Origin of the sequence: Zobellia russellii, assembly GCF_044597075.1 — a bacterium.
Classification (GTDB): domain Bacteria; phylum Bacteroidota; class Bacteroidia; order Flavobacteriales; family Flavobacteriaceae; genus Zobellia; species Zobellia russellii.
Window position 1 is genome coordinate 4612233 of the sequence record NZ_CP139000.1, and the last position, 25646, is coordinate 4637878.

24 protein-coding genes and 2 tRNA genes are annotated in these 25646 nt (G+C 38.7%); 11 read left to right on the top strand and 15 right to left on the bottom strand.

Going from position 1 to position 25646, the window contains the following annotated elements; genetic code table 11:
- Positions 1 to 24: 24 nt before the first annotated feature.
- The 4 genes from SJY45_RS18970 to SJY45_RS18985 form a co-directional block, all read right to left on the bottom strand.
- Complete coding sequence (locus tag SJY45_RS18970) at positions 25 to 1278, bottom strand: mechanosensitive ion channel family protein (RefSeq protein WP_400072749.1); 1254 nt, start codon at positions 1276 to 1278, stop codon at positions 25 to 27.
- A gap of 142 nt (positions 1279 to 1420) precedes the next feature.
- A complete protein-coding gene (locus SJY45_RS18975) occupies positions 1421 to 2269 on the bottom strand; it encodes a universal stress protein (RefSeq protein WP_215441847.1) in 849 nt (282 codons plus the stop codon).
- A gap of 420 nt (positions 2270 to 2689) precedes the next feature.
- A complete protein-coding gene (locus SJY45_RS18980) occupies positions 2690 to 3181 on the bottom strand; it encodes a DUF2271 domain-containing protein (RefSeq protein ID WP_215441848.1) in 492 nt (163 codons plus the stop codon).
- On the bottom strand, positions 3178 to 4095 hold the full coding sequence (locus SJY45_RS18985; protein ID WP_400072752.1) for a DUF6607 family protein: 918 nt from the start codon (positions 4093 to 4095) through the stop codon (positions 3178 to 3180). The genes SJY45_RS18980 and SJY45_RS18985 overlap by 4 nt, the downstream gene beginning before the upstream one ends.
- A 119-nt stretch (positions 4096 to 4214) precedes the next feature.
- Between SJY45_RS18985 and SJY45_RS18990 the strand changes: the two genes are divergently transcribed.
- From SJY45_RS18990 to SJY45_RS19000, 3 genes are all read left to right on the top strand, one after another.
- Positions 4215 to 6341, top strand: coding sequence for a TonB-dependent receptor plug domain-containing protein (locus SJY45_RS18990; RefSeq protein ID WP_400072754.1), 2127 nt, complete (start codon positions 4215 to 4217; stop codon positions 6339 to 6341).
- Between the two features lie 11 nt (positions 6342 to 6352).
- The gene (locus tag SJY45_RS18995; RefSeq protein ID WP_400072756.1) at positions 6353 to 7777 is read left to right on the top strand and encodes an HmuY family protein; all 1425 of its coding nucleotides are present in this window, start codon (positions 6353 to 6355) and stop codon (positions 7775 to 7777) included.
- Between the two features lie 205 nt (positions 7778 to 7982).
- Positions 7983 to 8321 carry a hypothetical protein gene (locus tag SJY45_RS19000; protein WP_215441851.1) on the top strand — a complete coding sequence of 113 codons (339 nt, stop codon included), beginning with the start codon at positions 7983 to 7985 and terminating at the stop codon, positions 8319 to 8321.
- Positions 8322 to 8448: 127 nt separating this feature from the next.
- Here SJY45_RS19000 and SJY45_RS19005 read toward each other — a convergent pair.
- A tRNA-Lys gene (locus SJY45_RS19005) sits at positions 8449 to 8521 on the bottom strand.
- 99 nt (positions 8522 to 8620) lie between these two features.
- A tRNA-Lys gene (locus SJY45_RS19010) sits at positions 8621 to 8696 on the bottom strand.
- Between the two features lie 139 nt (positions 8697 to 8835).
- Between SJY45_RS19010 and SJY45_RS19015 the strand changes: the two genes are divergently transcribed.
- Positions 8836 to 9351: a shikimate kinase gene (locus tag SJY45_RS19015; RefSeq protein ID WP_400072758.1), complete on the top strand. Its 516-nt coding sequence runs from the start codon at positions 8836 to 8838 to the stop codon at positions 9349 to 9351.
- Here SJY45_RS19015 and SJY45_RS19020 read toward each other — a convergent pair.
- Together SJY45_RS19020 and SJY45_RS19025 are read right to left on the bottom strand one after the other, a co-directional pair.
- Complete coding sequence (locus tag SJY45_RS19020) at positions 9343 to 9840, bottom strand: phosphoribosyltransferase family protein (RefSeq protein ID WP_215441854.1); 498 nt, start codon at positions 9838 to 9840, stop codon at positions 9343 to 9345. The two genes, SJY45_RS19015 and SJY45_RS19020, sit on opposite strands and share 9 nt — an antisense overlap.
- A gap of 52 nt (positions 9841 to 9892) precedes the next feature.
- Positions 9893 to 10294 (bottom strand): RNA-binding S4 domain-containing protein, encoded by a 402-nt coding sequence (locus tag SJY45_RS19025; protein ID WP_215912744.1) that lies wholly within the window; start codon positions 10292 to 10294, stop codon positions 9893 to 9895.
- A gap of 77 nt (positions 10295 to 10371) precedes the next feature.
- Here SJY45_RS19025 and SJY45_RS19030 point away from each other — a divergent pair, with 77 nt between their 5' ends.
- Entirely contained in the window at positions 10372 to 11223 is an 852-nt protein-coding gene (locus SJY45_RS19030; protein ID WP_400072760.1) for an FKBP-type peptidyl-prolyl cis-trans isomerase, read from the top strand.
- 83 nt (positions 11224 to 11306) lie between these two features.
- Here SJY45_RS19030 and SJY45_RS19035 read toward each other — a convergent pair whose 3' ends face one another.
- The 3 genes from SJY45_RS19035 to SJY45_RS19045 all read right to left on the bottom strand — a co-directional run bounded on the left by SJY45_RS19035 (position 11307) and on the right by SJY45_RS19045 (position 13834).
- Positions 11307 to 11900, bottom strand: coding sequence for a porin family protein (locus SJY45_RS19035; protein WP_400072762.1), 594 nt, complete (start codon positions 11898 to 11900; stop codon positions 11307 to 11309).
- Between the two features lie 47 nt (positions 11901 to 11947).
- The gene (locus SJY45_RS19040) at positions 11948 to 12901 is read right to left on the bottom strand and encodes a transketolase family protein (protein ID WP_215441858.1); all 954 of its coding nucleotides are present in this window, start codon (positions 12899 to 12901) and stop codon (positions 11948 to 11950) included.
- A 63-nt stretch (positions 12902 to 12964) separates the two neighbouring features.
- On the bottom strand, positions 12965 to 13834 hold the full coding sequence (locus SJY45_RS19045; RefSeq protein ID WP_289041482.1) for a transketolase: 870 nt from the start codon (positions 13832 to 13834) through the stop codon (positions 12965 to 12967).
- Between the two features lie 267 nt (positions 13835 to 14101).
- On the opposite strand from SJY45_RS19045, the gene tgt reads away from it, so the two are divergent.
- From tgt to SJY45_RS19075, 6 genes are all read left to right on the top strand, one after another.
- Positions 14102 to 15232 (top strand): tRNA guanosine(34) transglycosylase Tgt, encoded by a 1131-nt coding sequence (tgt, locus tag SJY45_RS19050; RefSeq protein ID WP_215441860.1) that lies wholly within the window; start codon positions 14102 to 14104, stop codon positions 15230 to 15232.
- Positions 15232 to 16314, top strand: coding sequence for an LptF/LptG family permease (locus SJY45_RS19055; protein ID WP_215441861.1), 1083 nt, complete (start codon positions 15232 to 15234; stop codon positions 16312 to 16314). The genes tgt and SJY45_RS19055 overlap by 1 nt, the downstream gene beginning before the upstream one ends.
- A 25-nt stretch (positions 16315 to 16339) precedes the next feature.
- Positions 16340 to 17233 (top strand): DMT family transporter, encoded by an 894-nt coding sequence (locus SJY45_RS19060; RefSeq protein ID WP_400072765.1) that lies wholly within the window; start codon positions 16340 to 16342, stop codon positions 17231 to 17233.
- Positions 17234 to 17278: 45 nt separating this feature from the next.
- The gene (locus SJY45_RS19065; protein ID WP_215441863.1) at positions 17279 to 18232 is read left to right on the top strand and encodes an acetyl-CoA carboxylase carboxyltransferase subunit alpha; all 954 of its coding nucleotides are present in this window, start codon (positions 17279 to 17281) and stop codon (positions 18230 to 18232) included.
- Between the two features lie 155 nt (positions 18233 to 18387).
- Positions 18388 to 19935 (top strand): replicative DNA helicase, encoded by a 1548-nt coding sequence (dnaB, locus tag SJY45_RS19070; protein WP_215441864.1) that lies wholly within the window; start codon positions 18388 to 18390, stop codon positions 19933 to 19935.
- Positions 19936 to 20044: 109 nt separating this feature from the next.
- Positions 20045 to 21310 (top strand): asparagine synthetase B, encoded by a 1266-nt coding sequence (locus SJY45_RS19075; protein WP_400072767.1) that lies wholly within the window; start codon positions 20045 to 20047, stop codon positions 21308 to 21310.
- A 38-nt stretch (positions 21311 to 21348) separates the two neighbouring features.
- Here the strand turns inward: SJY45_RS19075 and SJY45_RS19080 are convergent, their stop codons facing one another.
- From SJY45_RS19080 to SJY45_RS19095, 4 genes are read right to left on the bottom strand one after another with little or no spacing between them, the layout of a single operon-like run.
- Positions 21349 to 22323, bottom strand: coding sequence for a hypothetical protein (locus SJY45_RS19080; protein ID WP_400072769.1), 975 nt, complete (start codon positions 22321 to 22323; stop codon positions 21349 to 21351).
- Between the two features lie 36 nt (positions 22324 to 22359).
- Positions 22360 to 23544: a PepSY-associated TM helix domain-containing protein gene (locus SJY45_RS19085; protein ID WP_400072771.1), complete on the bottom strand. Its 1185-nt coding sequence runs from the start codon at positions 23542 to 23544 to the stop codon at positions 22360 to 22362.
- A 5-nt stretch (positions 23545 to 23549) separates the two neighbouring features.
- A complete protein-coding gene (locus SJY45_RS19090) occupies positions 23550 to 24047 on the bottom strand; it encodes a DUF2271 domain-containing protein (protein ID WP_400072773.1) in 498 nt (165 codons plus the stop codon).
- Positions 24048 to 24053: 6 nt separating this feature from the next.
- Positions 24054 to 25559: an ankyrin repeat domain-containing protein gene (locus SJY45_RS19095; protein WP_400072775.1), complete on the bottom strand. Its 1506-nt coding sequence runs from the start codon at positions 25557 to 25559 to the stop codon at positions 24054 to 24056.
- Positions 25560 to 25646: the final 87 nt, after the last annotated feature.

Consider the following 25646-nt stretch of genomic DNA (forward strand, 5'->3'; position numbering starts at 1 on the left):
AGTTTTAATTTTAGTAATGGAGGCTTAATTAGCTGTTGGCACATTCAAGGAAGTGGGAAGCTCAAAAACCTCTAAATTGAAATAGGGCAATGCGGCCAAGAGGTGGTCAAAAATATCGGCCATGATATACTCGTAATTTTCCCAGCGCTTATCAGCACTAAAAGCATATATTTCCAAAGGAATACCTTGTGCTGTTGGTGCTAGTTGGCGTACCATTAAGGTCATACCCTTATTTACGGCGGAATGGTTTTGAAGATAATCGTTTACATATTTTCGGAACACACCAATATTGGTCAGGTTCCTGCCGTTTATAGCTAGATTTTTATCTATTTTATTGGTGGTGTTGTATGAGTTGATTTGCTCATTCTGATTGATAAGATAAGGCTGTATAAGCTGAATTTTTTCAAGTGATTCCATATCCTCATCGGTTAGAAAACGTATGCTTTTTTGACTGATGATCAAAGCTCTTTTAATGCGTCTTCCACCCGAAACTTCCATACCTCTCCAGTTTTTAAAAGAATCAGAAATAAGGGAGTAGGTAGGAATGGTGGTAATGGTCTTATCAAAATTCTGGACTTTTACGGTGGCCAAGGTAATTTCTATAACATCGCCATCTGCGCCAAATTTTTCAAAGGTAATCCAGTCGCCAATACGCACCATATCGTTTATACTAACCTGTATACTGGCAACCAGACCTAAAATAGAATCTTTAAATATGAGAAGAATAACGGCCGAGCCTGCACCAAGTGCCGTGAAAAACTTCCAGATGAGAACATCTGTGATTATGGCAAATATGGTTAGGATACCAATGAACCATGCAAAAATCATAAAAACTTGAATGTAACTGTCCATGGGTTTATCTCTAAACCTAGGCTTGGTCTTTAAGTAATCATTGGTACTTGTAAAGAGACTTTTAACTATTAAAATCGTTAGGACAACAAATAAAATCTGCAGCAATTTAAGCGCCAGTTGGCCTGCATAGTCAAAATGAAAAAATGCAAAAGGAATAAACTCGAACAGAATTAGCAAAGGGATTATGTGGGCTACGTAACGAGGTACTTTATTGATAACAAGAAAGTTGTCAAAGTTGGTTTTTGACTTTCGGGCAAACCTTAAAGAGATGTAGCGTAAAACGCGCCAAATAATTAGGTCTAAGAACCAGGCTAGGATAAGTGCCGCCACCAGTACTATTCCTAAATTTAGGTATGATGCTAGGCTGTCGCTCATTCCTGTTTTTAATAGGTAATCGTATAGTAATCTGTGTAAACCTTCTTCCATGGATTTTATGCTCTTTATTGCCGGTGCAAAATTACATCAAAGAAGGAATAAAGAACGGATAAAAGGGGGAATAATTGATGGGTTTAGAAAAGTGATAGACAGATGTAAATCTGCTCTTATAAGGTAGTTTAACAGACGTGTTCTACCTATCATTTAATGCGAGTACGGGTATATTTTCAAAATAGCCTAATTTGCCCAATGTATGTTTTCCAAAACCTAGCCTCTCCCAAAACGTTCGTTTTTTATTAACGTAACTTACCATGTTACTTTTTCTAATTTTAACGAAACAGTTCAATGCAATATCCATTTTTGCATTATGTACTATGTTGAAGCCAAGGTCTATATCTTCAAAATATTTGATAAGCATTATTTTATTCTCTTTTTGCTTAGGGTTTAAAGTAGCATCGCTTTCTAAACTGAGTACTTGAATACTGGATTTGTTCAATTTTGCTATTTCAGCCAATTGCTTAACATCAAAAAAATTGAAATCGGTTTTAAAGTCCGTAGCAAGAACGATTTCTTTTGGATGATTAAAGATGGCATTTCTCGGCACTACTAAAACAGGACATTTTCTAACGCTTTCTATTACAGAGAGTGTGGTTTTTCCGTATTTTCCAGTTCGCTTGTTTGTCATGCCTTTGGCCCCCATGATGACCATGTTTATATGCAGAGATTTAATAATATCATCTATGGCATCTAATAGCAGTGTGGAACGAGAAAGAACATGAAAGGCATGTTTGGGGTTTTTATCCTCAAAAGTCAAGTGAGTTAAAATATCTCCTAAACCTTGTTTTGAACGTTTTTCGGATAGCTTATTAAAAGCATCGTCCGGGTCTAGACGGTTGAGGCTATCAAGGCCATACCTATCTTGGGAATAGATGTTGAGAATATAAAAATCGCATTTTTCATGCTCATATAGTTTTATGGCATATTCAATTGCGTTCAAAGAATTTTTTGAAAAATCTGTTGGTAATAGAAGCTTTTTCCCCATGATCATAAATTTTTAATTGTTTTCCTCAATCCAAGATGAGTAGGTATTGGATCTCACAAACTTCTGTTTACGGTATTTAGATGTACTAAGACCTTATGGTTTTCATAGATTAGTATGAAGTATGGGGAACAAGTACATTCTTTTCTATGATACCTAAAGAATTATAAGCAAAGAGCGTGCCTTTATATGTTATTTTTTCTTTAAACAATTGATTATAAGTAAATTATATTATTTTCTTAACGAATAATCATATAACCGAGTGAGGAAAATTTACCCGGTTGATCCATTATAGGCCAATGGATAGTTGGCAATATTTTGTAGCCCATGTTTTTTGAAGATTAAAGAAACATGTTATGGTTTGAAGTCGTTTAAAAAATTAAGCCCTAAAATTTTTCGTTTTAGGGCTTAATAGTAAATATGCTATTGTGGTAAAAGCCGAATATAGCGTATATATCCAGTACCCTCTATTTTTGATTTTAAGTTGTCCGAAGTCAAATTGAACAGAACGTCATCTTTATAATACTCTTGGTCTTCAACTGCAGATTCAAACCGTATTTTAAAACCCTTGTCAATTTTGTCTTTAGGTATTTCTAAGATGGCCATCTTGCGTTGGCCGCCGGTTATAGTTTCACCAACTATGGCGTCTATATCTGGCCGTTTTATACCGTAAAGTTGCTTCCACCATTCTTCAACATCTCTATACCACTCCTTATCGTTTCCTTGTACGTAAAGGGTCTTTATATACTCTTCTTGGTTGTTCAGCAAAGAAACTACAAGATAGGCACCTTCACCCGTGTAATTCGTAAGCTGAATTAAACATTTATAGTTAGCGGCTTCAACGGGTTTGGTAAAACTTACCAAGCTTACGAGGCATAAAGTAAGAAGGGTTATGACTTTATAAATCGTTTTCAATTGGCTTCGTTTTGTACAAATGATTCTATTATTGTTTCAATTTCTTTCTTCTTGGTGATATCATCATCAAACAGATATTTGTAAAGTACTTTATTGTCTACTTTTTCCGCTAGATGTAAATCTTTTTTTCGGTTAAATACATCATCCCATTTGGAGCGAACAATATCCCATTTTTTGTTGTGGTCTTGCCACCACTGGGCTGCAGCACTACAGCGGGAGTCGTCTACTTTTACATAAGTGTTGTATCCTTTTTCTTTTGCTATAAGTACGTCTTCGGCGCCTTCTTTGCGTAATATTTTGTCATTATCCTGGTCGTGCAACCAACCGTAGGAAGTAATTTCATGCCGGTTGCCCCGCATGGTCAGGTTGTAATCTCCTCTAGTAGTATATTCTCTACGCGGCAGTGGAGCGGGAGTGGTGTTTTCCCAATAACTTTTACCGTCAACATGCACCCATGTGGCTGTGCCCTCATATCTAGGGCTGTCATCTACTTGATGGACTTTTTGTGTCCATTGTCCCTTAACATCTTCATTGGTTTTGCTATCGTATTTCCAATTATTGCCGGCATTATAGAGATAGAAATCTGTATTTTCAAATAACCAATCTTGGCGCCAATGCTTTATGATCATGGGTTCGGCAGGGTTTCCTACTTGTAAGATATGCTGAATAGAAATTTTATTGGGTTTATCCGTAACCAATTGGGCCCATTCCAGTCCTTTATCCACTTTTGTTTTAGAGGGCTTGTAGAGCGAGTCGTTGCTGTAATTAAAGGTTTCCGCAAAATTAAAAGTTACCTCATAGCAGCCGCACATCTTTTTTATGGCTTCTATATCTTGATTTTTTTTGTCCTTCTGGGCGTTACTCTGGTAACTCATTGATAGACAAACTAGGGATAAAAAAAGGAGTTTTTTCATTTTAAATATAGGTTTAATAGGGTCAATTGTTTCCGGAGCAAAAATATAAAATTTATTTAGACTGATTAAAAATAAAATATATATTTGCAATCTATTAAGAATCATTCTAAACAATTTTCATGTCCGTTCGCGTTTTATCCCTAGTATTTTCAGTAATCTTACTGCGTTCAGTAAATGCCCAAGAAAAACGCGATTCCACAAGAACAACAGAGCTTGAAGAAGTTGTTGTAACAGGACAGTATAATGAGCAGAGTGTAGATAGGTCCGTCTTTCAAGTAAAAGTCATTTCACGTGCGGTAATAGATAATTTAGCTGCCAATAACTTGGCAGATGTACTCAACCAGACATTGAACATAAACATTGTGCCAAATGCGTCTACCGGAAAAAGTGGGGTGCAGTTATTTGGACTGGATTCTCAATACTTTAAAATATTAATAGACAATGTTCCACTAATTAATGATGAGGGGCTGGGCAACAATACGGACTTAACGCAATTAAACTTAGATGATGTTGAGCAAGTTGAGATTGTTGAAGGCTCTATGGGGGTTCAATACGGAGCCAATGCAGTATCTGGGATTATCAACATTATTACAAAAAAATCTTCAGCATACAAGTGGCAAATAACACCTTATGTACAAGAAGAAACTATTGGTAAGGAATATGGTTTTTTTGATGAAGGACGCCATATTCAATCGTTAAAAGTAGGACATAATATTTCTCCCAAATGGTATGTGAACGGTACGTATACGCGAAATGATTTTGCGGGTCATTTAGGTACACGGAAAGGGCAGTTTTATGAGTTTAACGATGGTAAACGTGGTTATGAGTGGTTGCCCAAATTGCAAAATAATGCCAAGGCACTTTTACGGTATACCGGCGGAAAGTTTAAAGCCTTTTATAGGTTTGAGTATTTTGACGAAGAAGTGTCCCGATACGATTCATTGGTACGTACTAATTTGAATTCTGCGACCCAAACGACCAACCCAACAGCATCCGATGAAATTTTTAATTCGCAACGTTTCAATCATCATTTAAATTTATCCGGAAATCTTGGCCAGACGGTAAATTATGATGCGTCTTTCTCTTATCAGCAGCAAAAACGGGATGTTGAAACCTATAATTATAGAATTAGGGCAGAGGAAAAATTTGATCAAGAGGGGTTTGAATATGAGTCTAGAAAGGGATTTTATTCAAGGGGCACACTTAATAACCTTTTTACAAACGATTGGTCAGGTTACCAGCTAGGGTACGAGCTAAGTGTTATAGATGGATATTCTTCTTCTTTGGCAGGAGATTTTGAGACAGATCATATTAAACGACGGTTGGAGTCGTATGATGCATTTGCTTCGGCTGAGTACGCTTTAAGCAAAAAACTGTCCGTTAGGCCAGGAGTGCGAGCACTTTTTTCGTCAAAATTTAATCCTCAAGCAGCACTTTCTTTGAGTTCTAGGTATCTTTTTGGAAACGGATATCAGTTGCGAGCCGTATTGGGAACTTCGCCCAGAAGCCCTAATTACGATGAGTTGTTTACTTATTTTGTAGATATCAATCATGACCTAAGGGGTAATGAAGCGCTTGATCCAGAAAGAGGGTATTCGGCATTTTTACATTTAAAAAAGGAGTTTTGGGCAGAGGATAGCTCATGGTCCTTGAAAAGCAAATTATCTACTTGGTTCCTGTCGGTTGATGACAGAATTGAGTTGACTATAGTTAATACCAATCCGTTAGCCTTTCAATATAACAACATAGACAGCTATAAAACGTGGGGGCTTTCACTTACCAATGCTTTATCCTACAATAACGTACAATTAAGTGGTGGAGTGTCATTTTCCGGACAGTCCAAGACACTGGAAAGTCAGACGGAATTTAATGATGATTACCTCTATTCGTTGCAGTTAAACGGTAACCTGTCCTACAAATTTCCGAAATGGAACACCTTTTTTTCGGCCTACTACAAATACACCGGCAAACAATACCAATTTTTTCAGGATCAGAATGAAGATGGAGATGTCATCTTTATTAAGGGTGAACAAGACCAGTACAGTTGGCTAGATGCGACACTGAAAAAATCATTTTATAACAATAAACTTCAGATAACCCTTGGGGCACGAAACCTTATGAACGTTACACGTGTGAAAACGGTTTCTGCTGGGGGAGGGGCCGTACATTCTAATCCAACAAGCAGCGCTCTGCTTGGTTACGGAAGATCATATTTCTTAAAACTATTATACAACCTTAATTTCTAATACTTACACTTATGAAAATTACAATCAAACTCACATCTATTTTTTTACTCCTTCTACTGGTTTCGGCCTGTGATTCGGATGACGGTACTGTTATGAAAGATGATTTTGTGGTCGCTTTTGAAAATCCGTCAGTGAGCTTTGGGGCTACTGAAGCTGAAAAGGACATTAATCTGGTGTTTTCTACTGCTGCAACCGAAAGCGGTTCCATAGATATATCCTTTACAAGCACAAATGCAGTTTATGGAGATACGGAAGATTTTGTAACGGTTCCTGCTGCGGTAAACGGTGTGGTTACCGTTGAGGTTGCAAGTGGAGCGGAAAACGCATCGTTCGTATTCAAAAAACTAAAAGATGCCGTTGAGGGAACGGAGAAGAACATCAGCTTTGAAATCAGTACAGTCAATGTCACAGGAGGTCTGTCTAACGGAACCACAACAACACAAGTGGCGTTTGAGGAAACCGCTGCGCTAGGCGGTAATATGGCTCCAGAAGTTGGTGGGCCAAACCAACCAAACCAAGTATATGTAGACCTTAGTGCTCAAAACCAGACCAGCATAAATCGTGAAGCCTGGGATTTGGCTTTTTATAATGGAGATGAATTTAGGGTGGCCATTAATGGGTCGTTATATATGGCGGTTGCTGAACTAGATGAGACAAATATTGATGAAGTTACTACGGAACAAGTGGCAGATTTACAAAGCAGTGTGGCCGTGGGTACTTTTGATGCGGCCAATACGGTATATGTAGATATGCCTAACGGCGATGTTAATGGAACAGCAATTCAAGAAATTTCTGCTACAGATACAGAAAACAAGGTCTATTTGGTAAATATGGGTTCTGAGATAGGAACAACGGAGCCAGAGACGGGTAGTGTCAGTACTTCAGGCGATTCTAGAGGTTGGATGAAAATTAGAGTGCTGAGGAGCGGTACGGATTATACCTTGCAATATGCAGGTCTTGATGATACAACGCATAAGGAAATCAGTGTTTCCAAAGATTCTGGGTTTAATTATCAGTTTGTGAGTCTTGTATCGGAATCTATTGTAAGTGTGGAGCCTGAAAAGGAAAAATGGGATCTTAATTTTACAGTCTTTACAAATGAAATAGAAGGTTTTGGTTCGTATGGATATTCTGATTTTGTCACGACCAATACTATAGGTAATGTTAGTGCATATATGGTTAACACAGAAACTTTATCCTATGGAGACTTTACCATTTCTGATATAGACGAGGCCACTTTTGATGCTGACCAAAGGGCAATTGGTAGCAATTGGAGAAACGGGGGAGGTCCCGGTACATTACCATCATTAAAAGAAAATGTCTTTTTTGTTGTAAAAGACGTTGACGGCAATATCTACAAACTAAAGTTTACCGCTTTGGTAAATGAAAGTGGGGTAAGAGGGTATCCTTCATTTGAATATGCACTTCTACAATAAGAAGATTATAAAAAATTTGTTTGAGTTGAGTTAGACAAGGCCGGGCATAGTTAAGTGTGTCCGGCTTTTTGTAAGATAAACAGTACTCCATCCAATTCAGATTATATCAATATAGAAGAGAGGCGGGCACAAGAATAGAGCAATCCTGAAATTAATTAGGAACGGCAAACTAATAGAAACCATACAAATTAGTGAACAGTATAAAATGGAATTACTATATCAGAACGGTTACGGGGCAATATATAAAATGCCAAAGGTTGCAAGTCATATTTGTGAAATGCAGATGATTGTAGATACTATTGGAATATTTCTTTCTAGAGAAGATCTAGATCACCTTTTGAGTATAGTGTATAAGTCAACAGAACCGTGCACTTGTGCAGATTGCGGAGGCAATTTTTGTAATAAAATTTGGTGCTCTAACCCACTAATAGACATTTGCTTAAAAGTAGATGAATCTATTCTTGATCATATGGAAGACCTTATAAAGGGAGCTCAGTTTATGTTGGATATGAATGCTACTCTAGAAAAATACCGACTAAAGTAACCGGAGGTAATAGGTGTTCAAGTAAAACTTAGATTAGTTGGTTTTGTACATATGAAATTTCAAAAAACTTAAAAACCTCGTAAATCCATGATTTACGAGGTTTTTACTTTAGGTTTTTCCCAAATTGTGACCTGGCTGGGGCTCGAACCCAGGACCCTCTCCTTAAAAGGGAGATGCTCTACCAACTGAGCTACCAGGTCATAATGTCAAAAATTAATGTGTGTATTTTTCTAAAAAAAAACGGCTCACATAATTAAATAAAAAAGCCTCTTTATTTGTTCAAGAGGCTGTTATTTAATTGGTGACCTGGCTGGGGCTCGAACCCAGGACCCTCTCCTTAAAAGGGAGATGCTCTACCAACTGAGCTACCAGGTCAATAACAAATAAGGATTGATTCCCTCAATGCGGGTGCAAATATAAGTCGATTACTTTATTTTCCAAGCCCTTTTTGAGATAAATTTATTTTTTTTTGAAAACCCCTAGAAATAAGCCACTTTTACATTAAAATAAAATTGTGAAAATAGTATTGTTGGGTTATATGGGTAGTGGCAAGAGCACAATTGGCAAGTTGCTATCCAAAGAAAGAGGTTTAGAATTTATAGATCTGGATAACTACATTGAGGAAGCAGAGCAAATGTCCGTACCCGATATTTTCAAAACTAAAGGAGAAATTTATTTTAGAAAAAAGGAATACGCATACCTAAATGAAGTACTTGCCCAAAAGGACAATTTTGTGTTGTCCTTAGGAGGTGGTACCCCGTGTTATGGTAACAATATGCATGCAGTTCTGGATGCTACAAAAAATGCTATTTATCTAAAGGTATCTATAGCCGAACTTGTCAATCGTCTCTTAAAGGAAAAGGACCAACGTCCGTTAATAATGAATATACCGGAAGATGAATTACCGGAGTTTATTGGTAAGCACCTTTTTGAAAGAAGTTATTTCTATAACCAAACAGATAAGGTCATTAGTTCGGACGGAAAAAACCCAGAGGAAATTGTGGCCGAAATGGGAGCCTTATTAGTCTAGGTAGACCATATCATTTTTGGCCTGAAACAGTACATGTACATGCTCTTGCAGTGAAGTAGATAAGGATATACCTTTATAATCTGCCTTCACAGGATATTTTTTATGGTTTCTATTTACTAGAACAGCGGTCTTAAGTTGTTTTACCGGTGTTTTTAGAAAATGATGAACACCATAAATAAGGGTAGTACCGGAGTTAAGCACATCATCTACCAACACAATGGATTTATCTGTGTATTCCGATTCTGGAATAGAAGTCTGTACGCCACTTTGTAATGGATTTTCTTTGTCCATCATAACCTTGCAAAGTGTTATTTCGGCATCGGTTACTTTTTTGAGTACCCGTTGCAATTTTTTGGCAAAATTGAGTCCTCCACCATCTATACCGGCAATAATAATTTCTTTTTCCTCAACATTGGCCTCGTATATCTGATAAGCTATACGCTCTATTTTATGCTGTATTTGCTGGTGGGTAAGTATTTTGTTCTCCATAAACGGGTATTTTCAATTCAAAGATAGCCAACGCTATGCAAATTCACTCTTTTTATTCGGTGCTTTTAAAATCTTCAGGAGCTTGGTTCGGGTCTTCCAAATACTCCTCAATATCACGACGGTCTTTTTTAGTAGGTCTTCCGGTTCCTTTCTTGCGGTAATGTTCTTTAGCCTGTTTAAGAAGTTCGTTATGTTCAAAAGCTTCTTTAGGAGTCGTATCCGTACGGTAAATATCAACCAATTTGGCACCCACTCTGCTTTTGGGAATGTCCAGAACCGTTAGTTGTAGGTTAATTTGTTCCTTCCTCACTATAATTTTATCCATTGGGTACACTTCTCGAGAAGGTTTCGCCACTTGGTCATTAATTCTTACCTGACCTTTTTTACAGGCCGTAGAGGCAATGTTTCGGGTCTTAAAATAACGGGTACTCCACAAGTACTTATCAATTCGCATAACTATTAAAAATCTTTGTTAAGGCTCTCTACAAAAATAAGGGAAAATTGTATCTTGCCGCCTGTAAAAATGAATTGATGAATTTGAATCGAATAGTTGCCTTATCGGCGTTAGTGGTTGTACTGTACTCTTGTAATAATGATGATGGAGGTGTAACGATTGAACCACCAAGACCGTTAAGTGAAGTTTTAAGTGAAGATGAAGCGGAGATTCAAGAATATCTTAAAACGCATTATTACAATTATGCCGAGTTTGAAAACCCCGCTGAGGATTTTGATTTTAAAATTGAAATAAAGGAAATACCTGAAGGGAATACAGAGCTTGTACCTTTAAAGGATCAGGTGGTTCCTGTTGAAGTAAACGTACCTTCTACACATTTCTTGATTTCTGGGGAAGAAACGAATACAAAACACACGTTGTACTATTTGGAAGCTCGGGAGGGTGTTGGTGATGCTTTAAGCGTGGCCGATTCTGCTTTTGTACGCTACAGTGGAAATCTTATTGATGGTACTGTCTTTGACGATAATAATGAAAATGATCCAGTATGGTTTGATTTGGCAAGTTTACAAGCGCCGGCAACATCCACTGTTTCAGGTACTCCTGCTAGGGGTTTTTCTGAGGGAGCGGCACTTTTAAAAGGAGGAGCACCTGCGGAGATTAATGAAGATGGTACGTATTCTGTAAACGGATATGGTGTTGGAATGATAATTTTTCCATCTGGTTTGGGTTATTTCAATATAGCAAGAGGTAGTATACCTGCCTACAGCCCATTAATTTTTAAGATGGATATGTTTGCGGTAAATCAGTCAGACCATGATGGTGATGGTATTCCGTCTATTGAAGAGGACACGAACAAAGACGGTTACTTGTTCAACGATGATGCCGATGGAGATGGTATTCCTGATTACCTAGATGCCGATACAAACTAAGAAGTAGAATTATTTACTACCTATAAATAAAAAGAAAGCCCGAAACATATGTTTCGGGCTTTCTTTTTATAATATCAGTTTCCTTATAACGTCAAAGATAAACTAACGATCAACTGGTCTGGGCGCGCATCTACACGACTAGGGCCTAAGTTGGTAATGTTCGTATTGATAAAGGTAGCCTCGTTGCTGTTAAAGCCTCTTTCGTACCTAATATCAATTCCCAGCTTTCCTAAATCTACACCCGCGCCTATATTGGCTCCTACGCTAAAATCATTTTCAATATCATCTATTGAGATACCATCAAACTCGGTATCAAGAATGTACTGAAACGAAGGACCTGCAAATACACGCAGCGGACCTATAATTTTTACACCTACCAGTAAGGGCAAGTCTAACTTACTTATGTCAAACTTATCACCGCTATAATCAGACTTGGTTTTGGTGTACATTAACTCAGGTCTAAAATAGATGCGGTTAACGCCTATTTTAGTGAAAAGACCTAAGTGGTAACCCATGTTTCGGTCTGGATCTCTGGCCGCGTCACCAATAGATTCAAAATAATCTCCGTTGGCGCTATAGTTAAGACCGGCCTTAACGCCAATTTCAACTAAATCTTTTTGTGAAAATGCAGCAATGCTTATCAAAGCAAAAACTGCCGTAAGGAGTGTTTTTCTCATATGTTCTCGTTTTTAATACCACAACAGTATCAAAAACGATACCATTGTTATTTCCTTTTCAATACCTTTAAAACGGCCTTTTCAATAGCTTTATTGTTTAAACCGTACTTCTCCATAAGCTGTTCAGGAGTGCCACTTTCACCAAAAGTATCTTGGGTTGCAACAAACTCTTGAGGCGTAGGATTATGAATACTAAGGGTTCTAGCAACACTCTCGCCAAGACCTCCTAAGAAATTGTGCTCTTCAGCAGATACAACACAACCTGTTTTTTTAACGGATTTTAACAGAGCTTCCTCGTCAAAAGGCTTAATCGTATGGAAATTGATAACCTCTGCAGAAATACCTTGTTCTTCCAATTTCTCAGCAGCGATCAACGCTTCCCAAACTAAATGTCCTGTAGCAACGATGGTAACATCTGTACCTTCGCTAAGCATAAGTGCTTTTCCAATTTCGAACTTCTGGTCAACCGGAGTAAAGTTGGCCACTTTTGGTCTACCAAAACGTAGGTAAACAGGTCCTTCATGCTCGGCAATGGCCAAGGTAGCTGCTTTTGTTTGGTTGTAATCACATGGGTTGATAACGGTCATGCCAGGAAGCATTTTCATCATACCTATGTCTTCTAGAATCTGGTGGGTAGCACCATCTTCTCCAAGGGTTACACCGGCATGGGAAGCACATATTTTTACGTTCTTACCAGAATAGGCAATAGACTGGCGAATTTGGTCATAAACCCTTCCTGTAGCAAAGTTGGCAAATGTACTTGCAAAAGGAATTTTACCACCAATGGTAAGACCTGCAGCAATACCCATCATGTTAGCTTCGGCAATACCTACTTGAAAGAATCTTTCCGGATTCTCATCAATAAAAGGTTGAATTTTTAGCGATCCAATTAAATCGGCACAAAGGGCTACAACATTAGGGTTGGTTCTTCCCAATTCCGTCATGGCAGCTCCGTAGCCACTTCTAGTATCGTTTTTTCCTTGATCTATATATTTTGTCATTGTGTTTCGTTTTTGTCGTTTCCGTAAAGCGGAAAACTAAAATTTTAAGATAGTTGCGGAATTTTAATAATCACCTAAAGTTTCAGGATTTTGACCCAAAGCGTTCTCTAATTGCTCATCACTTGGCGCTTTACCGTGCCATGCGTGCGTGTGCATCATAAAGTCTACACCATTACCCATCATTGTATCCAAAATGATACATACAGGTTTTCCTTTTCCGGTTCTGCTTTTTGCTTCGTTAAGACCGTTAACTATAGCTTCAAGATTATTACCTTCTGCAACCTCAATAACATCCCAACCAAAAACTTCAAATTTTTCTTTTAGGTTTCCTAGCGGAAGGATTTCTTCCGTAGGGCCATCTATTTGCTGTCCGTTTCTGTCAATAGTAGAAATTAGGTTGTCTACTTTGTTTCCTGCGGCATACATGATTGCTTCCCAGTTTTGACCTTCTTGAAGTTCGCCATCACCGTGAAGGCTGTATACCAATTTATCGTCTCCGTTTAATTTTTTACCTAAAGCGGCACCAATTGCTACAGACATACCTTGGCCCAATGAACCTGAAGCTACACGAACGCCGGGAAGACCTTCATGAGTGGTTGGGTGACCTTGTAGACGGGAGTCCAATAAACGAAATGTGTTCAACTCTTCTACCGGGAAATATCCTTTTCTGGCCAAAACACTGTAAAATACAGGAGATATGTGTCCGTTGGAAAGGAAGAAAAGATCTTCGTCTTTACCGTCCATATCAAAACCTTCTTTAAGGTCCATTACCTCATTATAAAGTGCTACCAAAAATTCAGTACAGCCCAAAGACCCCCCTGGGTGACCTGAATTTACTTTATGTACCATACGTAGAATGTCCCTTCGGGTCTGTACTACGATATCTTGTAGTTCGTCTAATTTTGCCATTTGTAAATGTTCGTTTTTAGTAATTTTCAAATGTAATCGCAATCTTTTGGGAATACAAATAGGACCTTGTTTATTTTTGCCCTCAAATCAAAAAAAGAGTGACAAAAGCAACAGATGTCAATATTTTGAACAATAAGGGGTTGTTTGACCAAAAAGGCCCATAATTGAGGAGTGCCTGCCGATTCAAAAGTATAATTATGGTCTAGGGCTATTTGGTAGAAGCAAACTTTATTTTTTCGTTAAGCCTTTTATGCTAGGCAGTTGTTTATCTTTGCGCCCATAAATACTATTTTGAAGTTTACATTACACCACACAGACCCCAAAAGTAAAGCTCGTGCCGGAACTATGGTTACCGATCACGGAGTAATAGAAACCCCTATATTCATGCCGGTTGGTACGGTTGCATCCGTAAAAAGTGTGCATCAAAGGGAGCTAAAGGAGGAGATAAACCCAGATATTATTCTTGGGAATACATACCATCTTTTTCTTCGGCCTAAAACCGAAATATTAAAGAAAGCTGGAGGACTCCATAAATTTATGGGGTGGGATAGAAATATTCTAACGGATAGTGGAGGATACCAAGTATACTCACTTTCCGGAAACCGAAAAATAAAAGAGGAAGGGGTAAAGTTTAAATCGCATATAGACGGTTCTACACACCTTTTTACACCGGAAAACGTAATGGAAATACAGCGTGTGATCGGGGCCGATATTATAATGGCCTTTGATGAATGCACACCTTACCCCTGTGATTACCGGTATGCAGAACGTTCTATGCACATGACACATAGATGGTTGGAGCGTTGTATTGCGCACTTAAAGAAAACACCTTTTGAGTACGATTATTCACAAACGTTCTTTCCTATTGTACAAGGTTCTACCTATAAAGATTTAAGAAAACGCTCTGCGGAGTACATTGCTGGCGTTGGTGCCGAAGGTAATGCCATAGGCGGTTTATCCGTTGGGGAACCTGCGGAAGAAATGTATGGTATGACCGAGGTGGTCTGTGAAATTTTACCGGAAGACAAACCTAGGTATTTAATGGGGGTAGGTACGCCTATTAATATTTTGGAGAACATAGCCTTAGGAATTGATATGTTTGATTGTGTGATGCCAACGCGAAACGCTAGAAACGGAATGTTGTTTACCGCTCATGGCACGATAAATATTAAGAACAAAAAGTGGGAAGATGATTTTTCTCCGGTAGATGAAATGGGAATTACCTTTGTAGACCTAGAGTATTCAAAGGCCTATTTGCGTCATTTGTTCGTAGCTAAGGAGTATTTGGGAAAGCAAATAGCCACTATTCACAATCTAGGATTTTATCTTTGGTTGGTTCGTGAAGCTCGAAAGCATATTTTAGCAGGAGATTTTACGGAATGGAAAGACCGTATGGTTAAACAAATGGATAAACGATTGTAGTGCTTACCATATTAGATAAATATATACTTAAGCGATATTTGGTCACTTTCTCGGTGATGATCTTGCTATTTATTCCTATTGGAATCATGGCGCATTTGGCCGAGCAGATTGGAAAAATGCAAGCCAATGAAGCTCCGTTGGATGAAATACTCGTCTATTTTGGAAACTTTACTATCTATATAGGAAGTCTTCTATTTCCTATTTTCCTCTTTCTGTCTATAATTTTCTTTACCTCTAAATTAGCAGGAAATACGGAAATTGTGGCCATTCTTAGTTCAGGTGTATCGTACTCTAGATTCTTGCGCCCCTATATTATTGGTGCCTCTATTATAGCGGTAATTATGTTTGTCATGGGTATGTTTATAGTACCTAATGCTAGCAAGGGTTTTAACGAGTTTAAATACAAGTATCTTAAGAAAGGAAAGCAGGACCGGGTTACCAATAATATTTTTACACAGTTAAACGCCAATGATTTTATTTATGTGAGCAGTTTTGACCCTGCCAGACAGATTGGATACAACTTTACTTTTGAAAGGTTTAACGAAGAAAATGAGTTGGAGTTCAAAATATCGGCGGCCAATATCAGATATGTAGATAAGGATAGTGTGTACCGTTTAACTACCTATAAAAAACGAAAGATTCTTAATGATACGGCTTTGGTGGAAACCAAGCGTCGTTTAGATACCCTTTTCTCTTTTCAAATTGGAGACCTTACCCCGGTGTCCTATGCCGCGGAAACCAAGAATATTTTTGAACTGAACCGGTTTATAAAGGACCAAAGGTTAAAAGGGGCATCCAACATCAATACCTATATCTTGGTAAAGTATAAGAGATGGGCTCTGCCTATTACAGCTTTTATATTAACGATAATCGCTGTAGCCGTGTCGTCAGTAAAGAGGCGTGGAGGTATGGGGGTTAACCTTGCCTTTGGAATTATAGTGGCCTTTGTCTTTGTTTTCTTTGATAAAGTTTTTGGTACCCTTGCGGAGCAGTCTGGCTTTTCGCCTTTATTGGCAGTACTTATACCCAATATGATTTTTGGAGTGTTGGCCGTAGTTTTACTGCAAAAGGCAAAGCGGTAACGCGTTTTCGTTTAAATAGGCTTTTATGGGGGCTCAGCTAAAAAATTACCTGCACTTACATCTTATTGTTTTTATTTGGGGCTTTACGGCGGTATTGGGTAAACTTATTACGTTAGAGGCTATGCCTTTGGTATGGTACCGGATGCTTATTGCCTCAATATTTATCTTGATCTATATTTTAGCCAAGAAATACTCCTTAAAGGTTTCAAGGGGTATGTTTTGGGCGCTCATAGGAGCGGGAATAGTAATTGCGCTACACTGGGTGACTTTCTTTTTGGCCATTAAGGTATCCAATGTATCCATTGCGTTGGCCACGATTTCTACGGGTGCTTTTTTTACGGCGATAATTGAGCCCTTTTGGTACAAGCGGAAGATGATTTGGTATGAAATTGTTTTTGGTATCGTTGTTATGCTTGGACTGTACCTGATTTTTAAGGTAGATACGGAGTATCTGTACGGTATAGTTTTAGCCTTAATATCCGCGTTTTTGTCGGCGTTTTTCTCATTGATCAACGGGAAGCTCATACAAAAGGAAAGACCTTCTGTAATTTCTTTTTATGAATTGGTAAGTGGGGTGGGGCTATTGACTATATTTTTAGCGTTTCAGGGAAGGTTTACTACAGAGTTTTTTAGTCTATCGCAAAACGACTTGCTCTATCTGTTTATACTTGCATCAATTTGTACCGCCTACGCTTTTATAGCATCGGTTAAAATTTTGAAATATATAAGTCCGTATACGGTAATGCTCACAATAAATTTGGAGCCTATTTATGGAATAATTCTGGCGTTTATTATTTTTGGCGAGTCGGAGAAAATGAACCCCCTATTTTATGTTGGTGGAGGCATCATCCTATTGACGGTCATTGCCAACGGAATACTGAAAAATAAGAGAAGGTTTAAAAAACCCTTCAGGACATAAGCTTAAAATCCTATATTTGCCTATCAAACTAAACCTATTACACTAATGGAATATCTCGATTTTGAACTCCCTATAAAAGAGCTTGAAGACCAGCTGGATAAATGCATGATTATTGGGGAGGAAAGCGAAGTAGATGTGTCGGAGACCTGTAAGCAGATCGAAAAGAAGTTAGCCGATACCCGAAAAGAAATATATAAAAACCTTACCGCATGGCAACGCGTACAGTTGTCCAGGCACCCTAATAGACCTTATACCTTAGACTATATCAACGCTATTTGCGGCGATACATTTTTGGAACTTCACGGTGATAGGAATGTAAAGGATGATAAGGCCATGATCGGTGGTTTAGGTAAAATTGGTGATCAGAGCTTTATGTTCATTGGTCAGCAAAAAGGGTACAATACAAAAACTAGGCAGTATCGGAATTTTGGTATGGCCAACCCGGAAGGTTACCGCAAAGCTTTACGTTTAATGAAATCTGCGGAGAAATTTAATGTTCCTGTAGTATGTTTCATAGATACCCCAGGTGGTGCCGCTGGTATTGAAGCGGAAGAACGTGGTCAAGGAGAGGCAATTGCCCGTAACATTCTTGAGATGACTCGCCTTAAAGTACCTATTATAGTGGTTATCATTGGAGAAGGAGCTTCTGGTGGAGCCTTGGGCATAGGAGTAGGAGACAAGGTATTGATGTTGGAAAACACATGGTACTCCGTAATATCCCCAGAATCCTGTTCTTCTATTCTATGGAGAAGCTGGGAGTATAAAGAAGTAGCTGCAGAAGCGTTGAAACTTACGGCTACGGATATGAAAAAATTAAAGTTGATCGATGAAATCGTGCGCGAACCGGCAGGTGGTGCCCACGCAAATCGGGAGAAAACTTTTGAGGTGGTAAAAAACAAAATATTGACTCAATTTGAGGCTTTAGAAAAGTTATCCCCAAAAGAATTGGTCAATACCCGAATGGAAAAATACGCCCAAATGGGTGTTTTTAACGGTTAACGGACACTTTTATCAAGCTGACTAAAATCTGAGAAAGACTTTTCTCAGATTTTTTTTGTTATCAACATAAAATTGTAACTTATTAACAGTATAATGTTCATTACCTGTTAACTTTACTTCGCTTTATTTTTTAGTTAATTGCATAATTTCGTGAAATGGAAAAAATTAATCCGGTCGTAGCCCGTAAAATAGATAAATCTACCCTAATCAATTTAGAGCGTGGTAAAATTCCGCCACAATCTGTTGATTTAGAGGAGGTTGTTCTTGGTGCGATGATGATTGATAAAAAGGGGGTAGATGAAGTAATAGATATCCTACATCCTGATGTTTTCTATAAAGATGCCCATCGTTTTATCTATGAAGCCATTTTTAAACTGTTCGAAAGTTCCGAACCAGTGGATTTATTAACGGTTTCGTCACAATTAAAGCGAGACGGACGATTGGATGCCGTAGGAGGGGATTTTTACCTTATAAAACTCACTCAAAAAGTGGCTTCATCTGCCCACATTGAGTTTCATGCGCGTATTATTCTTCAGAAGTATATTCAGCGTAGCTTAATAAAAATATCCAACGAGATCATTGAAGAGGCTTATGATGAATCTACGGACGTTTTTGACCTTTTGGATAGTGCGGAATCTAAATTGTACGACGTAACTCAAGGGAATCTTAAACGATCTGCGGAGACAGCTATGGATTTGGTAATCCAAGCCAAGAAAAAGATTGAGGAAATTTCCAATAAAGAGGGGATGAGCGGTATTGCTACCGGCTTTGATAAATTGGATAAATTAACCTCTGGATGGCAGCCCAGTGATTTAATTATTGTTGCCGCGCGTCCTGGTATGGGTAAAACGGCATTAACCTTATCTATGGCACGTAATATTGCGGTAGATGGTGGGCAGGGTGTTGCTTTCTTTTCCTGTGAGATGTCTTCGGTACAGCTAATTACCCGTTTGATTTCTTCGGAAACCGGACTGTCGTCCGAAAAATTAAGGACCGGTAAACTGGAAAAACACGAGTGGGAACAATTGAACGTTAAAGTAAAAGCGTTGGAGAAAGCCCCATTGTTTATAGATGATACACCGTCCTTATCCATTTTTGATTTACGTGCAAAGGCCAGACGTTTGGCCTCGCAGCATGACATTAAGATTATTATCATTGACTACTTGCAGTTAATGACCGCCGGTGGAACCGGTAAAGGGGGTAACCGTGAACAGGAGATTTCTACAATTTCGCGTAACCTTAAGGCCCTGGCAAAGGAATTGAATATTCCTGTAATTGCACTTTCTCAGCTGTCTCGTGCCGTTGAAACCCGTGGCGGTAGTAAAAGACCTTTACTTTCGGATTTACGTGAATCTGGTGCGATTGAGCAGGATGCGGATATTGTATCGTTCATTTTCCGTCCGGAGTATTATAAAATTGATGAGTGGGATGACGAAGAAAGAAGCCCAACCCAAGGTCAAGCAGAGTTTATTGTAGCAAAACACCGTAATGGTGGTCTTGAGAACATTCGTCTGAAATTTATCGGTAACCTTGGTAAGTTTGACAACTTGGATGATTTTGATTCTCCATTTGAGTTTCAATCCAAAATGAACGAAAATGAGGATAATCCGTTTATCACAAAGAACTTGCCGGATGCCAACCAAGCATTTGGTAGCTCTATGAATGATCTAAGTGCGGATGAGGATAGCGATGTTCCTTTCTAAATCAATGTAACTAGGCAAAATCCAGCAGTTTTCGAATAGCTTTAACTTTGTGTGCCTTAAAAAGCGCGGTTTTTCAAGTATCTTTAGAAAAAATCTAAGTGCTAGAAACATGGTGAAATCGTTCTTGTCAATTTTTTTCATACTTGTTGGGGTTCTACAACTTTCTGCATCTTCCATTTTAATACCTATGGATGCCGAGAGTCAAAGAGATCATCTAAAAGCTTACGGAATTACCTATTGGGTGCTAAGTAAACAACAAAAGGTACAGTGGCTTTTAAACTATAGAGGCGGATCCTTTTTATTGCCTGATGGAGATGTTATCCGAAAGGAATGTCAAATACGTGGGGTTTCCTTTGAAATTTTATCGGATGGCCAGACACAAGGTATACTGGAAGAAATTAGTAGTCCTTCCAAAAATCAAGATGCCGTAATTCTTGAAAAGGCCCCGAAAATTGCCGTTTATTCCCCAAAAGGAAACCAACCTTGGGACGATGCCGTTACCATGGTTTTGACCTATGCCGAGATTCCCTATGTTACCGTTTATGATGATGAGATACTGGGAGATAAATTGGCTCTTTATGATTGGTTGCACCTGCACCACGAAGATTTTACCGGTCAGTATGGAAAGTTCTATGGCGCATACCGTGCCGCTCCTTGGTATATAGAACAAAAAAAGGAGGCTGAAGCAATGGCTGCGGAGCATGGTTTTTCTAAAGTTTCGGAGGAGAAAGGTGCGGTAGCGCAGAAAATTAGGAAATATGTCATTGGTGGAGGATTCATGTTCGCCATGTGTTCGGCTACGGATAGTTTTGATATAGCGCTTTCCGCGGAAGGAGTGGATATTTGCGAGCCCATGTTTGACAATGACCCCAGTGATGCCAACTACCAAAGTAAGCTGGATTATAACAAAACTTTTGCCTTCACGGACTTTACTTTGGAGCGAAACCCGCTTAAATACGAGTTTTCTTCCATAGACATGACCAGCAAACGGGGCAACGTTCCCAAAGAATCCGATTATTTTTCGTTAATGGATTTTTCCGCCAAATGGGATGCCGTGCCCACCATGCTTTGTCAGAACCATACGGCTTTGGTAAAAGGTTTTATGGGACAGACCACCGCCTTTAACAGAGACGAGGTAAAACCCACGGTAATGGTATTAGGTGAAAATAAACTGAATGGAGAGGCACGATATATTCACGGGGTTAAAGGAAAAGGCTTTTTTACATTTTATGGCGGCCATGATCCAGAAGACTATCAGCATAGGGTAGGAGACCCCAAAACGGAACTAGAGCTGCACCCCAATTCTCCGGGGTATCGTCTAATTTTGAATAATGTTTTGTTTCCTGCAGCACGTAAAAAGAAGCAGAAAACTTAATGCGATAACCCGTTGTTCAAGCTTAATATTTCACTTGTCTAATAGCAGTCCATTTTAATCTGCTTCCGGTTTTGATAATGGCTGAGGTCTTTACCTAAATATGCGTTGCTCAATTCCTGTAGTTCTTGTAGCACTTCTTTTTGCATGGCTATGGAACCACAGATCATAATGCATCCCTTATTCTTCAAAACCTCTAAAAACAATTCTTGGTCTTGTTTAATTAGGTGCTGAACATATATTTTATCGGCTTGCTGGCGAGAATAGGCGGTTTTAAAATTGGTCAACTTGCCTTCTTGCAAAGCCGTTTCAATATAATCTTTATAAAGATGGAAGGCATCTTTGGTGCGTGCTCCCCAGTACAAGTGAATTTCCTTTCTTTTTATATTCTCTTGTATCATCCCTAAAAAAGGACCAATACCTGTTCCGGTTGCTATAAATACTGTTTTTTTAGAGTTTTTAGGAAAATGGAAATTTCTGTTGTTTACCACCGTGGCGTTCAGTTTTTGTCCATCTTCCAGTTGATGCAAGTAGTTGGAACATAGTCCATTTTCGTGTCTACGAATGCTGATTAAAAGGGTGTCCGTATTTAACTTGCCAATGGAATATAACCGCTCTCGTGCTCCATCGGCGGGTACGACCGATAATAAATCCCCCGAAACCGGTTTTGACCCGTTTAAATTTTTAAGGCTCAATAAGAAGGTATCGTCTTCAGGTAGTTCCGCTTTATGAATGACTTTAAAAGTGGAGGCAGGTTTTGAGCTGGTAGCCAGTTTTGGTTTTTCCAGATGAATGGGCAATCCCATTTCGTTGGCCCAAACCGAACACCAATTGTTGAAAGACTCAAAAGATTGGTCGTTAACCGTAAAGACCTCTTGTAGAGCAGTACTGTTATTTAACCCTCTTAAAGCTTCATGAGTTTCATAAGCAAACTGGCAAAAATTGGGATAGGCAGTAGATCCAAAGCCCACTACGCTAAAATCAAAAGCCTGTTTCTGGGGATTCTTTTTAACCAATTGTATAAAATTCTCTGCGGATGCCGGTGCTTCTCCTTATCCGTATGTTGCCGTAATGACAATTAAATGCTCCATTTTCTTGAAATGGGTGTATTGGTTCATTAATGCTAAATGACTTTTTTTACCCGATTTCAAAATTTGTTTGTGTAACTCTTGAGCAAATTGAAGCGTGGTACCCCCTTCGGTGCCTACCAAAACCACATATTCACTTTCATTTTTTGAATGCTCATTTTTGATCTTGGTTTTAGGCCTTTTAAAATAAACGATAAATCCAGTAACCGTTAAAAAGGGAATGGCTAGACTTCCCAAGCCAAGTACGATGGACCATAGAATGCTTCCTTCTCCGGTGTGTAATACCGTAGCCCAAGAAGACATGACCTGTACGGTAGGATATTTTTCTTCGGCTAAGATATCTCCGGTAACTTGGTTGAGATATAATTCCTTATCTCTTAAGCGGATGATGTAGTAATCCTCTACAAACTCGGAAAAGGGGTATTCCAGTTCACGTAGTTCGGAAAGAGAGGTAGTTTTAAAAAAGTCAAATTCCGTGTACTTTTTAAAAGGTTCTTCTTGGATAGCATCAAAATCTACTTGTAATGAAACTTTGGAATCCGGAATAACATCAAACCGAAGTAGTGAAAGATATACGCCCGTAATGGCTAGCACTAATAATGGAAGTAAAGAAAACCTGGCGTATACAACATGATGGTATTGTGAAAAATTTTCACGAACAACGGGTGCAAAGAATTGCTTATACCCGCCTTGTCTCTTGGCAATTAGAACAATACCCGAAATGCTGATGAGAATTAGTAAAAACGAGGCGAATCCGATTAGAAAACGCCCCGTAGATTTTAGAAATAGCGATCGGTGTAGGTTGGTAGCAAACTGGAAAAGAGGTTTTTTTTGAATAAGATTTCCCAATTTTTCACCGGTAAATGGATCAATATAGAATTCTTCATTCTTTCCATCTAAGATAACCGTAACGCTTACAAAACCATTTCGGTCTCGTTTTACCGCAAGTACTTCTTCATATTTTGTATTGATATGTTCTAGGGTTTCCGACAAAGAAAGTTTATCTGCGCCGGAAACACTGTAGGGTTCAATTTTGTTGGAAATTGGTTCTACAGCTAGAATAACACCGGTAACCGATGCAATCAAAAGAAAAACAGAAGAGGCAATGGCAAAAAGCAAATGGCTATACCTCCATACCGATACGATCATAAAAATTATCTGTTTGGTACCATTCTAATATAACGGATGTAACCTTTACCGTCTACTTTCTCTTTTATAGTTGCCGAATTCAAGTCTATCTCTGCATCTATGGCATAATATTCCTGATTTTCTACAGCTGACTCAAAGCGAACCTTATAACCGGCATCAATATGCGAGGCGTCAAAGCCTAAAGAAATGATGTTTCTTTCGCCGTTACCAATGGTAGCGCCCGAAATGGCATCAACGTTTTCTTTAGTGCCATCACTGAATTCCCACCATTCCTTTAAATCAGGAAACCACTCTTTATCATCTCCTTGAACGTAAAGTGTCTTCTCGTATTTTCCTTCAGGGTTGATCAATGAAACCACCACGTAGGCTTTCTCACCTGTGTAGTTGGTCATTTGAATCATACATTTGTAACTTACTTTAGGCTCGTTTATAAAAGAAGATAATACAAAGAATGCAGAAGCCAAACAGAGGGCACCAAGCGTCTTAACAATTATATTTTTCATGTACTATTAATTTAAAAATTGAAGATTAACCTTGTTTTTGGCCAACAGTTCATTTTCGCTTGCCAGGTCGTGTGCAGTTTCACCAAACTCTGTGGTAGATTTTAGGTCGGCACCATTAGCTATCAAGTACTTTAAAATTTCTGCATTTTCGGTTTTCATTGCCGCGTAATGCAATGGGGCATTTCCGTCTTTGTCCTTACCGTTGATGTCAGCACCAAATGCTTTCACCTTTTTTAGAAGGCGCAGATCATTCTTTGCAACCGCTAAATGCCATACGGTGCTGTTATCGCCTTGTACTTGCGCAAAATCAAGTCCTTTGTCTTTTAATACGGCAACCTTAGCATCAAAATCACGAGGTTTACCACGACCGTTAAAAAGGTAAGAAACCAAATTGTTTCCTTTGTTATCAAGCACATCAACACTAGCTCCTTTAGAGATTAAATAGGTTACTACATCCGCTCCGTTATTTTGAATCGCAATGGCCAAAGCGGTTTGTCCTTTCTTATCGGCGTGGTCAATATCCATTGACTTTTCGGCAAAGTATTTTACAACCTTAAGTTCATTTCTTTCTGCAGCGTTTAAAAGAGGGGTATTTCCTTCGTCATCAATTGCATTTGGATCTACACCTTTAGATATGAAAAAATCAAAAATTGAAATGTCTTTAGCTGAGCTGGCTAAATTGTGCAAAGGATTCTGTCCTTTTTTGGTCGTAACATTGGCAGCAATACCTAGTTGCTCCAAATATTTGAAAAGGTCATCGGATGCATCTCTACCTTTACTTGCAAAGAAAATAGCATTTTCACCGGTAGTTTCATTCTTTGAGGTCGAAATGCCGCGTTCTATCAATTGCTTAAGAATAGTGATATTTCCGCCTTGTGCTGCGTAATGGAATGCCCCGTTACCATCATTATCTTCACTGTCTAGTGACAGACCTTTTTCTATAAAATAGTCTATAATTTTTAGGTCTTTAGCTCTTCCAATAGCCACTAATAAGGCGTTTTTTCCGTGGTGGTCCTTCTCGTTTTTTAACTCGGCACCTCCGGCGATAAATGCATCATATATAGTGAAATCTTGTTGACCGGTAGCTGCCGTAAAAGAAATAGGTCCGTATCCATGGGAATCAACAAGGTCTAGATTGGCGCCTTGTTTTATTAAATGTTTTACAAGGTCTACATTGCCACTTGATGCGGCCCAAAAAACATAGGTGCGCGAATCGTGTGTACGCTTGTTTATATCATTACCTTGTTCCATTAAAAATTGAACGGTACTTACAGGATTATTGCCAAAAATGGCAAAAGTAGTAGCATCAAACCCACCTCTGTTTGCTTGAGTAACTGAATGGCCCTCCTTCATTGTAGCTTGAATGGTACTAATACTTGGTTGTTTTTCCCAATAGTCCCTATTTAAGAATGGATTGGGGGCTTTGGGTGTATTCCTTTGTGCAAAGGCACTTAAAGAGATAAATGCAAAGCTGAGAACTAAGGCAAAAGTTCTGATACTATTTTTTTTCATGGCCGTGTATATTAGATTTCAAATTACTAAAACCATTACCGGGCTTTGTTACCCGATAATGGTATAGTTTACTAAAAGTTATAATGG